Origin of the sequence: Victivallis sp. (assembly GCF_048170485.1) — a bacterium.
In the GTDB taxonomy this organism is placed as follows: Bacteria; Verrucomicrobiota; Lentisphaeria; order Victivallales; family Victivallaceae; genus Victivallis.
Window position 1 is genome coordinate 1 of sequence record NZ_DBEXAY010000130.1, and the last position, 11,930, is coordinate 11,930.

The 11,930-nt window shown below is 55.9% G+C and carries 12 protein-coding genes; all 12 read left to right on the top strand.

Annotated elements, in window-relative coordinates:
• Positions 1 to 403 precede the first annotated feature (403 nt).
• The 12 genes from csm6 (at position 404) to cas2 (ending at position 11,557) form a co-directional block, all read left to right on the top strand.
• Entirely contained in the window at positions 404 to 1,549 is a 1,146-nt protein-coding gene (gene csm6 / locus ACMLHG_RS07025; RefSeq protein ID WP_417170028.1) for a CRISPR-associated ring nuclease Csm6, read from the top strand.
• Between the two features lie 109 nt (positions 1,550 to 1,658).
• Positions 1,659 to 4,247: a type III-B CRISPR-associated protein Cas10/Cmr2 gene (cas10, locus tag ACMLHG_RS07030; protein WP_295807803.1), complete on the top strand. Its 2,589-nt coding sequence runs from the start codon at positions 1,659 to 1,661 to the stop codon at positions 4,245 to 4,247.
• Positions 4,244 to 4,435, top strand: coding sequence for a hypothetical protein (locus ACMLHG_RS07035; protein ID WP_417170035.1), 192 nt, complete (start codon positions 4,244 to 4,246; stop codon positions 4,433 to 4,435). Before cas10 ends, ACMLHG_RS07035 begins: the two co-directional genes overlap by 4 nt.
• Complete coding sequence (locus ACMLHG_RS07040; protein WP_417170034.1) at positions 4,366 to 5,418, top strand: type III-B CRISPR module-associated Cmr3 family protein; 1,053 nt, start codon at positions 4,366 to 4,368, stop codon at positions 5,416 to 5,418. The genes ACMLHG_RS07035 and ACMLHG_RS07040 overlap by 70 nt, the downstream gene beginning before the upstream one ends.
• A 46-nt stretch (positions 5,419 to 5,464) precedes the next feature.
• A complete protein-coding gene (gene cmr4, locus ACMLHG_RS07045) occupies positions 5,465 to 6,319 on the top strand; it encodes a type III-B CRISPR module RAMP protein Cmr4 (RefSeq protein WP_295807807.1) in 855 nt (284 codons plus the stop codon).
• Positions 6,320 to 6,335: 16 nt separating this feature from the next.
• Positions 6,336 to 6,734 (top strand): type III-B CRISPR module-associated protein Cmr5, encoded by a 399-nt coding sequence (locus ACMLHG_RS07050; RefSeq protein ID WP_417170029.1) that lies wholly within the window; start codon positions 6,336 to 6,338, stop codon positions 6,732 to 6,734.
• Positions 6,709 to 7,893, top strand: coding sequence for a type III-B CRISPR module RAMP protein Cmr6 (cmr6, locus tag ACMLHG_RS07055; protein ID WP_417170030.1), 1,185 nt, complete (start codon positions 6,709 to 6,711; stop codon positions 7,891 to 7,893). Before ACMLHG_RS07050 ends, cmr6 begins: the two co-directional genes overlap by 26 nt.
• Positions 7,890 to 8,681, top strand: coding sequence for an RAMP superfamily CRISPR-associated protein (locus ACMLHG_RS07060; RefSeq protein WP_417170031.1), 792 nt, complete (start codon positions 7,890 to 7,892; stop codon positions 8,679 to 8,681). The genes cmr6 and ACMLHG_RS07060 overlap by 4 nt, the downstream gene beginning before the upstream one ends.
• On the top strand, positions 8,678 to 9,046 hold the full coding sequence (locus ACMLHG_RS07065) for a hypothetical protein (protein ID WP_417170032.1): 369 nt from the start codon (positions 8,678 to 8,680) through the stop codon (positions 9,044 to 9,046). The genes ACMLHG_RS07060 and ACMLHG_RS07065 overlap by 4 nt, the downstream gene beginning before the upstream one ends.
• 16 nt (positions 9,047 to 9,062) lie before the next feature.
• Positions 9,063 to 10,184 carry a Card1-like endonuclease domain-containing protein gene (locus ACMLHG_RS07070; RefSeq protein WP_417170033.1) on the top strand — a complete coding sequence of 374 codons (1,122 nt, stop codon included), beginning with the start codon at positions 9,063 to 9,065 and terminating at the stop codon, positions 10,182 to 10,184.
• A 4-nt stretch (positions 10,185 to 10,188) separates the two neighbouring features.
• Entirely contained in the window at positions 10,189 to 11,217 is a 1,029-nt protein-coding gene (gene cas1 / locus ACMLHG_RS07075) for a CRISPR-associated endonuclease Cas1 (RefSeq protein ID WP_295812326.1), read from the top strand.
• Entirely contained in the window at positions 11,192 to 11,557 is a 366-nt protein-coding gene (gene cas2 / locus ACMLHG_RS07080) for a CRISPR-associated endonuclease Cas2 (protein WP_295812327.1), read from the top strand. The genes cas1 and cas2 overlap by 26 nt, the downstream gene beginning before the upstream one ends.
• The last annotated feature ends 373 nt before the right edge of the window (positions 11,558 to 11,930 follow it).

Sequence of the window (11,930 nt, forward strand, 5' to 3'; positions counted from 1 at the left end):
GTTTTCTGTTTTTTCACTCCTTTCCAAGTTTGTCGAGTGACGTGACGGCGACTGCAATAATTGAGTAAAGAATTTTGTTAATAGAAACTCCATCTGCTGTATCAAATCTTCAGGAGATTCATGCCGGATGGCGAAGTATCCGGAGGATTCCACAATTTCGGAAATGCAAGTCGAACCATTTCTACCAACCGGTTTTTTCGATAGGAAGGTTGAAAAAGGGGGCGCTGGAAAACGGTTGTGCCTGCATGAGATCGGAAAGTATGCAGAGAGTTCAGAATCACGTTGAAATCTTTCTGCTATGTGTTACCTTAAGAGAAGAGGAGAAAAATCAATACTTCCGGAGGAAATAAAACTCCTCCGCGGAACAGCAGAATATCGACATTGAAAAAAGGGAGGTTTTCCGATGGAACAGAAAACAGACTCGCCAATCCATGTTCTGATTTCCCTTTGCGGCACTTCTCCAGCGGTTATTACGGAGACCATATTTTCTCTGGCCCTGTCCGGAGATCCGCCCCGGAAGGTGGTGGTCATCACGACCCTTGCCGGCGAGGCCTGCCTTCGATCGAAGCTCTTTGAATCCGGTGTCTGGAAACTGCTTCGACAGACGCTCAATTGCGATATCTCCTTTTCCCTCAACCAGGAACATATCCGCCTGCTGCCGGATGGCGGTGACGACGGCGACGCCCGTGATGTGGCGGACACCCTCTCGGCGGAACGTGCCGGGTCGTTTATTCTGGATGTGCTGCGGCAGTATACGGAAAATCCCGATACCCGGGTCACGTTTTCGATAGCCGGAGGACGCAAATCCATGAGTGCGCTCGGTGCCCTTTGCATGAGTCTGCTCGGCAGACGCGGAGACCGTCTGTGCCACATTCTCGTGAATCCTCCGTTCGACGATCCGGCGCTGAAGCCCGGATTCTTTTTCCCTGTCCCCGGGCAGAATCATGTGGATCGGGAGGGAATTTCTCATGATTCAGCAAGTGCCCGTCTGGTGTTGTCGGATCTGCCGTTTGTCCATTGCCGTTATCTGATCGGCCGGGAGTTGAAGCGTCTTCCCGGCGAGTACACCCGGATGGTGGCGCTGGCGGATCAGGCGGCGGAAGAGTTCGAGGCGTCGGTGGCGCTTGAGCTTCTGCCGGACCGGTTGACTGTCCGGATCGGGAAAGAGGAGTTTTCTCTGCAGTTCCAGTTGTTTCTGCTCTACTGGATGCTGGCGGAGCGGCGGCGGGATGGCCGGGAGCACCTCTATCACCGCAAGGATCTCTGCGAAGAATTTGCCTCTTTTGCAGAATTTGCCCGGGAGAGGCTCCCGCAGCGGTACTGGTATTCCTGTTCGGGATTGCTGGAGGCGGACCGGATTCGAGAGGAGACCTTGAACAAGAGAATTTCCGACCTGGCCGCAGTGCTGAAAAAACACTGCGCGCCTGAACTGTTTCTTCCGACCCGGGGGCGCGGAATTTACGGAATCGGTCTTTCTCCGGACCGGATTTGCATCCGGATGTCCGCCGGAAGTCCGGAAAGTTGTTCCGGCGATTCTGCCGGGATATAATAAAAGTGCAAACAGAAGATACATTCCTGCCGGTATTGTGAAACCTTTACCGCCGGGTGTCGTGTTTGAAACTGTCGTAGTCGACAATCAACTTATCAGAGGAGAAAAGATGGATAAACAGGAGAAACAATTCAAACGGATGGTTCTGGCGTATCTTCACGATCCGCCGCATAAAGTATTGGACCTTGCAGAACATGAGGAGTTTGCAAGATCTTTCATCCGGGCTGTCTGGATCGATGGACCGGAGGGGAGTGAAGATTTGCGGCTCGAAAGAGAAAAGGAGAGCGGAAATCTCTATCCATGGGAAACTACGCCGGATCATGCCGCCGCGGCGGCGGACCGGGTGATTTTTCCAAACCGGTTCGCCGGGGCAGGCGGTTGTTTTGCGGCGCCCGGCAACCATAAGGGAATCGTAAAACATCCGCTGGGGGCAGGGGAGCGAGTGATCGAATGCCCGGCTACCGCAGCCCGAGCCGAAGAGGAGTTGCAGGGCAGTTTCGGCGGGATCAAAGCGGCATCGTGGCGTGAATTCTTCTTTCTGCTCTGGCGTCGCTGGCGGGAGGAGAGTGTGGCGATTGACCCGGCCCTGGGAGTTCTGCCGGCGGATTCGCGCATTCCGGATCATTCCATATGGCTGCATATGGATTTGACTGCGGCATTTGAGGCGTGCCGGGAGAGCGGCGGCGCCCGGCTGGAGCCGGCGTTTCTTCTCTTCCAGCTGGGCCCGGTTCAGGAGTTCATCGCCGCGGCCCGTTCCACCCGCGATCTGTGGAGCGGCTCCTACCTGATCTCCTGGTTGACCGGTTGTGCGATCAAAGCCGTTACTGATGAGGTCGGCCCCGCTTCGGTAATATTCCCCGCGCTGCGCGGTTTGGGAATTTTCGATGCAGTCAATCGGGAATTCTTTGAGAAGGTCAAGTATCAGGGGAAACATGGTCGGCTCGACACCTTGTGGCAGCGGCTGTACGGAACGGCTGAAGGCGAGAAAGATCCGGCGAAATCGCTGTTTTACCCGACCATTCCGAACCGTTTTCTGGCGCTTGTTCCCGCCTCGCGGGCGGAGGAGCTTGCACGCCGGGCGGAACAGGCGGTGCATGAGGAATTGAAGCGGATTGGCGATCACTGCTTCCGGCAGCTGGGGACGCTGGCGAATCGAGACATCTCCGCCTGGCGTCCCCGTTGGGAGAAGCAGCTGGAGCTCATGCCGCAGATCACATGGCAGACGCTGCCGTTTTACGAAGATCTCGATGCGGCGCTTGCCGCGTTGGAAAAGATGGATCCCGGTCAGGCGGCGCGGATGCGGGAAGCCCGGGTTCTGGCGGAAGCGATCATTCCGGAGAAGGAGCGTGACGGCCGTTACTATCGGTGCTGTTCCCGCTGCGGCGAATATCCGGACCGCTGTACCCATCCGGATAAACGTTGGAAACTCAATCGCCCGGAATTTGCCTGGGGGGCGAACTTCGCGGAGGTGAGCCTGCGTCTTGCGGCCCGCCGCAACACGCGCGACTTTGCCGCGTTCGTCACCGATGACCATCAGGATGGCGCTCCGAAAGATATGCTGACCGGCAAGGAGGAGTTGATCGGCGACGAGGCATTCTGGAAGCAGAAGTCCGATGTTTTCAAGGACAACGAAGGACCTTACGGAGCGTTGAACATCATCAAACGTCTCTGGTGTGACCCGCATTGCGGTTATCTGGTCAAAGCGCTGGGCGTGTCGGAAAGCCGGTTCCAGTCGTTTCTGCGTTTCAATTCGACGCCGGAGCTGGCGGGGAATGACGGCTATTTTGCGATTCTAGCGATGGATGGCGACGAAATGGGCAAGTGGATCAGCGGGGAGAAAACCCCCGGCTTTCTGGAACAGCTCCGGGGAAATACGAGGGAGTACTTCGAGCGTCTCGGGGTTACGCCGGAACTGCGGCGGCAGGTCACACCGGGCTATCATCTGCAGTTCAGCGAAGCGCTTGCGAATTTCGCGTCGAAACTGGCCGGCTGGATTGTCGAAGAACACAATGGCTGTTTGATCTATGCCGGTGGTGACGATGTGCTGGCAGCTCTTCCGGCAAAGAACGCACTCGATTGCGCCGAGGCGTTGCGAAACGCCTTTCACGGCGAGAACGGCTGGCAGAATGGAATTCTGGTTCCGGGCTGCCGGGCCGAGCTCTCCTGCGGAATCGCGATTGCCCATGCACACGATCCCTTGCAGCAGGTTGTGGCGGAGGCGCGCCGGGCGGAGAGTCGGGCGAAGCATGAGTACGGCCGGAGCGCCTTTGCCGTATCGCTGATCAAACGGGGCGGCGAAACCATTCACTGGGGGGCGAACTGGGACGATGAAGCACTTCCGCTTTTCCGGTCTTTCCGGGCGATGCGGGAGGATGACCTGGCTTCCGGGCGTTTCCCCTATATGCTGGCAGGACTGCTCGCACCGTATCGGCTGGAGGCGGGAGAGGGGAGTTTCGCTCCGGAATTTCATCCGCGCGAAGTTATCGCCTGTGAACTGGAGCAGGTTCTGACCAATCAGATGAAAATTAGAACGCCGGATGATTTGCGCCGTCGGGATGAGTTGCGGAGGCTCTGTCTGACCTATCTGGACGCTCTTGATGCAAAGAAGCGCTGGGGGGACTTTGATAAACTGTTTCTGACGGAGGCGTTCATCTGGCGCGACCGTTCCGGTGAAGGTAAAGGAGGGAAAGAGGCATGAATTACGAACTTGAACTGCATCCGCGGGATGTGCTTTATTTCCGGGACGGGCGGCCGCTGGGGGGAGTTCCGACGGAATCGGTTCCCTGTGGCCGCATCCGGCCTTGTTTCATTCGGCATTGCTGGCGGCTCTGCAGCGCCGGTTTGCCGACCGGCTCGGAGAGTGGGAGAGTGAACATCACCGCCTGACGGTTTCCGAACAGAGAAAACAGGAGCGGGGCCGAGTCCGCTTCCATCTGGGCGGTCTGAAAAGTTGGGGCCCGTTCCCGAAGAACGACGAGGGAATCTGGGTTTCGACGCCCGCGGATCTGCTTGTACAGGGAGGCGTGGCATCTCCGATGCAATTTTCCAGAGCGGGGCGTGCGAATTTGCCGGAACCCTTGCAATATCCGGTCGGGAGTTTGGCCGGCGCGACGAAGGAGAAACCGGGAGAGTGGCTGCTTCTGTCGGAACTGGCGCACTATCTGGCGGGGGAGACGAAGAATCTGCGGACGGTTTCTGCCGGAGAGCTGTATCTGGCGGAAGCTCGTCCGGGAATCGGGATTGATGCAGAACGGCGCTCCGTGGAGGAGGGGCGATTTTACAGCGCGGAATATCTGCGATTGGCAAAAGGGGTTTCGATGGCGGCATTCGCTTCGTGTGCGGCGAAGAAGTACAGCGGAGCGGAGACCGATATGCTTGCGGAGCTTTTCCGGGAGGCGAACCGTTGCGATCTGATTTTTGGCGGACAACGTGGCACGGCCCGGCTCGAGTGCGGCCGCAGTCGGGCCGCGCTGGTGGAGGACCCGCCGGAATCGTTTCCGGGGAACCGGGTGAAGTGGGTTCTGCTCTCGCCGGGATTTTTCTGCCGCGGCTGGCTTCCGGGGTGGGTGGATCAGAAGAGTGGCGCGGTGATGCTTCGGGAGAACAAGAGTGACGCTGTTGATGCCAGGCTGGTTGCCGCGTGCATTCCGAAGCCTCAGGCGGTTTCCGGCTGGAATCCGGCTGCGGGAGCGCCGAAGGCGACCCGGCTGCTGGTACCGGCGGGGGCGGTCTACTATTTTGAGTGCGGAACGCCGGAGGATGCACAGCGCCTCTCGCGAATTCTGCATGGCAGAACCAAACCGGATGCGCTGGGAGAACAGGGACTGGGACTCGGTGTCTGCGGCCGGTGGGATTTTATTCAACTGTAACATCTTCGCAATGAAAAAAATAGAGAAACAGAAAGGATTGAAAAAGATGGAAAAGCGGATTTTTGCAATTTTCACCCGTACCCCTCTTCACGTCGGAGCTGGAAACTCGGTCGGAGCGATTGATTCTCCGGTGATGCGCGAGCGGCACACCCGGATCCCGATCATTCCCGGCAGCAGTCTGAAAGGGGTGCTGGCCGATCTTTGGAACGATGAAAATTGTAAGCGGAGCAGTGACGGGAAAACGTTGTTCGGCGAGGATGAACAGGGCGCGTCGAAGGCGAAAGCCGGCCAGCTGCTGGTCGGAGAGGCGCGGGTGTTGGCGTTCCCGGTACGTTCTGCGAAAGGTTCGTTCGCCTGGATCACCTGTCCGCTGGCACTGCGGCGGCTGGAACGGGATGCCGGTCTGGAGCTGAATGTGAATTCGCTCGACGGCTTGAAAGAGGATCAGTGTGTCGCGGCTGCCGATGAGGTGGTTTTCGGTGGCGGCCGGGTTGTACTGGAGGAGTATCAGTTTGCCTGTTTGAAAAAGGAGATTTCCGCGCTGGCTGAGGCGCTGGTAACACTCGGGGCGGATCCGGTCTGGCAGGAGGTTGAGAACCGTCTGGTGGTGGTGAACGACGAGATGTTCAGCTATTTTGTCGAGCAGGCCTGCGAGGTGGTGACGCGGATTCGGGTGGAGGATGAGACCGGCACGGTTGCTTCCGGTGCGCTGTTCAATCAGGAGCAGGTTCCGTCGGAGACGATGTTCTACGCGGTGCTCGGGGCGGAAAAGCAGAGAGAGCATTCGGCCGTTGATGCCTTGGATGAGGTGCGGGAAAAACTCGAATCCGTCGGAAATGTTCTGCAGATTGGCGGTGACGAGACGATCGGCCTCGGCTATTGCACGGTAACGCTCAACTGAGAGGAGGAACAGCATCATGAAGAATCTCGATCAGATCCGCGCCGCGAATGCGATCCGTCATCAGAATACAGTTTTTCCTGGTGCGGAGGGCGGCGAAGTAGTGAAAAAGGTTCCGACAATGATTCGGGACAATGGAATGCTCGCGGCTGCTGCTTTTGCCGCAGAACCCAAAGGCAACGGAAATTACAAAAATCCCGGACATAAAAAAGTGTTTGATTGCATTATCGAACATTTAGCCTCTAATGGTGTGAATTCATTGGAACGCGCGATGCCTTTGGAGGATTTTATTCGGTTCCTGATGGGAGGTGATTCCGCAGTACTGCGGAATATCACGACAGAGAGCATGGAGTATCTGAATTATCTGCGTCGCTTTGCCCGCAAAAAGGAGGATGAGAAACATGGTTCCAGAGAATAAGGAAATTCTTTCGGTTCAGCAGGGCGTGGTCGATGTTCTAGGAGGACCTGATCTCCCCAAACTGGAATCCGTCTCGTTGCGCTTGCGGAAAATGGTTCTCGTCGGTCAGCGGGTTTCCGACAATGAGCTCAAAAAAGTCTGCTCTGTGGCGGAAAGGAACAGAAAATGTCTGGAAAAAATTCCGGCACCGACGTATTCAGTTCCCGGGATGGTTGCATTTACGATGCAACTGGGAGGGCGGATGATGGTCGATCAGGCCGGGGGCGTGTTGGAAAATGCCAATCTCTGTCTGCACCGGAATCTGGGTTATCCGATGATTCCCGGATCCGCATTGAAAGGAATTGCCCGCCATTCCGCCTGGTGCAGATGGATCGAAGCGCTTGAAGCGGGAAAAACGGAGGAGGCGAAATCCCTTGCCGGATTGATCGCAGCAACGTTCGGTTATCCTACCGGTGACCCGCTGCCGGCAAATGCCGCCGCCCGGACCCGCGAATCGGATCATTATCTCGATGCGTTTCTTGCCAGTGAATTTCCGGATGATTATGGAAAGGATGGTCGCAGAACGGCGTGGGCGGGAGCGGTTTCGTTTCTGCCGGCAGTGCCGGGTGACAAGGAGTGGAAGCTGGTGGTGGATGTTCTCAATTCCCACGGTGACGGCGTTTCAAATGTGCGTAACCCGCGTCAGGACAACGGTGAAAAAAATCCGATCCCGGTTTTCTTCCCCGCAGTGGAAAGCGGGACGAAATTCCGGTTCACCGTCGTTCCCATCGCCGGGCGAAGCACTCCGGAAACGTTGAATTTTGCGGTGAAAATGCTGAAAAACGGTCTGACCACCTGTGGCGTCGGAGCCAAGACTGCTGCGGGATACGGCTGGTTTATTCCGGATTCGGAAGAAAAGATTGCTGACCGTTCTTCCTGTTCGCCGGAGGAATTGGAAGTGATTTACCAGCAGGAGGTCGACAATCTTCCTGTTAACGGACTGGAGGATACGGTGGATGCACTGGCTTCCCGTGATGAGCTTTTTCAACGGTTATATCTCCTTCGACTGATGCGGGAAAAGGCGTCTTTGCTACGCAGATGGGAGAAGAAAGGAAATCCCCGTTTACAGAAAGTTACTGAGATTGCCGGGAAACTTAATCTGGAGCTCACTTACAAATGAAGGACTATTATGATTTTGAATTGCTGACGCCATGCCTCTGTCATGGCGCATCCAAAACGACGGCGGAAATGCGCATTCCGTCGATCCGGGGGCATCTCCGTCGCTGGCATACGATTCTCTTCGGCAGCGAGGATATGAAGCTGACCTGGGGAACGGCGAGCGGGAAAGTCATCAGCAGTCGGGTGATCCTGCGTCTGCTGCCTGTAAACAATGCCCCGGAATCGCAGATGCCGCAACAAGTGCTTCCACATGTGAAGGTTGGTCCCAAAGCATTTACCTGTTCTGCATTGAAGAGAGGAACCCGTTATCGGCTGCTGGTTGCCTTTCGTCCGATGACGTCAGAGCAAGTGCGGGAACGGGTGGATCGGGTCATCACGAGTTGGCTTTATCTGGGGTGTGTCGGAATGAGGAGCAGCCGGGCGTTCGGTTCGGTTTGGCCGCAGGGGGCCAAACCGGATGAGGCCGACTTCTGCAAGGAGGTAAGAAGTGCGGCGGAAAAATTAGCGATAATGATTTCTGCAAAAACAGTTCCGAAGATTGATTTGGCAATCTGCACGGATACTTTGAGCGGTGGCGATAACGAAAAATATTTCGGTTATGTCAAGGGTAGAAATCGATTGACTTCTCCTTTGAAAATGAAGTACATCCGCCTCGCTGACGGGTTTCATCTGGTGTTGTATGCGACTTCCGAGGAAATCGTTTCCAGGGCGTTGGAACAGTTGGACAACGCAGGTAAGCCGCTGGGGAAAATCAAGTTCACGAGAATTTCAGACGGGAGGCCGCTGTGATTGAGGCGATGTTGATCGGAAATACGTTTCCGCTGACACTGGTGCGGCGGCGGTTGACGGTCGATGTTGTTCCGCTGGAGGAATTCCGGCGGATGGCGGCAGGGAGGCGCATCGTCTCCTTCTGGGGACACGCCAATACGCTGCATGCCGCTTCGGCGGCGGTCGGGTTCGATCTCTCTCCGGCGGAGGAGCGGCCTGTGCTGACGCTCTCTCCGGAGGCTCTGCCCGCCCTCGGCGATGAAGTGTTCCGCGAGTGCTGGATCCTCTCGCCGGATTTCCGCCGGAGCTTCCGCCCCGCGGTCGGTGACGAACTCAAGCCCGACGAAATATGCAGCTGGCAGTGTCTGCATCTCGTCTGGCTGTAAAAAACGAAGGAATGATATGAAGCGTTTTCAAACACACATCCTCATGGTTTCCGGGCAGGCGACGCCGAATGTGCTCGCGGTCATGGATAAATCGATCCGGCCGGATAAGGTCGTCCTCTGTGCGACGGACGACATGCGTCGGAACGCCGAAATTCTGGCTGCCTATTTCACTCTTCATCAGATTTCCGCCCGGATCTATGAACTCGGCAGCGCCTACGATTTCGCCGCACTTCAGGAGAAATTTCTGGATCTGACTGCGGATTTCTCCGGCCGCGAGCCGGAAACCGGCATCAATTTGACCGGTGGTACCAAGCTGATGACCATTGCGGCGCAACAGGTGTTCTGGCAGGATTTCCCCTGTTTCTACATCAATCCGGAACGGAACTCCATTCTCTCGGTTTCGGAGGAGGGCGCTCCCGAGTATCCGATTGCCGGTCAGTTGAAGATCAGCGACTTTTTCGCCATTCATGGCTATCAGGTAGACACTCCGGCGCGAAAGGAGATGACGGAGAAGACCCGATTGCTCTGCCGGACTCTGCTCGGAGAGTACTCCCGGTACGTGGATTCGCTCAAAGAGCTCAATTATCTGGCCGGGGAAGCGAAGGGGACGCTTGTCGTTCGGAAAAGCATTCCGGAAAAATACTGGGAATTGCTCAAGTTTTTTCAGGATCATGGGGCGATCCGCTACTATGACAACAACAGAATCGAGTTCCCCGATGAGGAGAGCCGCCGTTTCTGCCAGGGCATCTGGCTGGAAGAGTGGGTGGGCAACGAGCTCAGGGAGCTGAATCGGCGGGTGAAACTGCAGGATTACGCCTCTTCCATCAAGATCAAAAGTGGAACCGACACCGAAAATGAGATCGATGCGGCGTTCTTGTACAAAAACCGGCTCTATCTGATCGAGTGCAAAGCGGCCGATCTGGGGAAAGACGCGAAGAGTGCGCCTCCGCTCTATAAACTTGACAGTCTGCATCTGCGGCCGGGAATGTTCACCGAGATGATTCTGGCGAGCTATCAGCCGCTGGATCCCTACGGGAAACGGCGTGCGGCGGATTTGGGGATTCAGGTGGTGGAGATGAGCAGTCTGCTCGGGCTGGCCACCTGTCTGGAAAAGATGATCTCTCCGAAGGGGCGTTGAATCGATGCCGTCGCTGGTCATCACCCGGGATACGGTTTCGGTGCGATTGCAGTCGGACCGCCTTGAGTTGATTCGCCACGCAGAGGCCGGCATGGAAAGCCTTGACCGTTTTTCTGTGCCGCTTCATGATGTGGAACGAGTGGTGATCTGCGGGCGTCCGATTGTGACGTTGCCGGTGCTTCATCGGTTGATGTCTTTACGGATTCCGGTGACATTTCTTTCTGCGCGCGGTCGGTGGCTGGGGGCGATTGATTCGGGGAACCGGCTCAATGCCGCCCGCCGCATCCGGCAGTATCGGCTTTTCGCGGAAGAGGGGGTGCGGGCAGCCGTGTCAGCTCGCTTGATCTTTGCAAAAATCCGGAATTCGCGCCGTGTGCTGCAGCGGCTTTCGGCGGCCCGTCGTGAGTCGGATTTGCCGCAGCAGCGTGAGGCGGCGATGTTTCTGCGCCGCTCCTGTATGGAAATCCGCCGAAAGCATCCGGCATTGGATGTTCTTCGGGGGATGGAGGGGATGGCGGCGGCCTGTTATTTTCGTCGTCTCAGTGATTTCTTCCCTCCGGAACTGCCATTCAAAGAACGTTCCCGGCAGCCGCCGTTGAATGCGGCGAATTCGATTCTCTCCTGGAGTTATACCATTGTACTGGGAGAAATTGAAACCTGCCTGCGGCTGCACGGTTTGGAGCCGGGGATCGGTTTTCTGCATACGGTAGAATACAGCATGCCTTCGCTGGCGCTGGATCTGCTTGAGCCGCTGCGGGCGCCGTTGTGTGATATGCTTTCATTGCATCTGCTTAACCACCGGATTTTGCGGTCGGAACATTTCCGATTTGAGGCGGAGGATGGCGGGACCTATCTGACGGATGATGGGAAAAAGTTGTTTTTCACTGCATACGAACAGACGATGGCGCGGAAATTTTCATTAAAACCCGGGGGCGAGCATACGGATTTCCGGCGGATTATCGAGCATCAGGTAAGGGCGGTCATCCGGATTCTGGAAGGAGAAGACGATGTTGAATTTTTCCACATGCCCTGATTGGGGGGAATATGGGATCGGGGAACCGATTCGCTATGATCCGGCAAAGGAGGTGTTCCGCAATATGCTTCGTCTGGTCGCTTACGATGTGGCGAATGCGCGGCGTTTGCGCAAAGTGTCGGAAGTCTGTAAAGATTATGGACTTCGCATAGAATACAGCGTATTCGAGTGTGATCTGGAAGAGCAGGTGTTTCAAACGTTCTGGAGTCGATTGCTGGAGTTGATTGATCCGGAAGAGGACCGCCTGATATCCTATCGGATTTGTGCGGGGTGTGTGGCGGATATCCGCAGTGCGGGAGTTGTGGAGCGTCCGAGGAAGGTCTTGTTGTACATTATCTGAAAAGAAGGGAATTTTCGGCATGAGACAAAACCGGGATAAAAGGGGGGGCTCATGCCGAAATCAGGAAAGTACATCCTGTCATGAACTAAGGAGCAATTTTCCCGGAAGAATTTCCTTATATTTTTTGTGATGATAAGTATAAAATGGTTCTCCTGCCGAAATGAGCTTGCAAATTCCTGTAGAAGAAGCTATATTGAATGCCGGTATCCAACCCGCCTCCAAAGCCGAAAGGCGTTTGAGACTCTCAACTCTCCTTTTTTGGTTAGATGTTATTGGTTGCTAATCCAACCCGCCTCCAAAGCCGAAAGGCGTTTGAGACCATAGCAAGAAGTTTCTTCCGATTTTCCCTTGCTGCCTCATTATCCAACCCGCC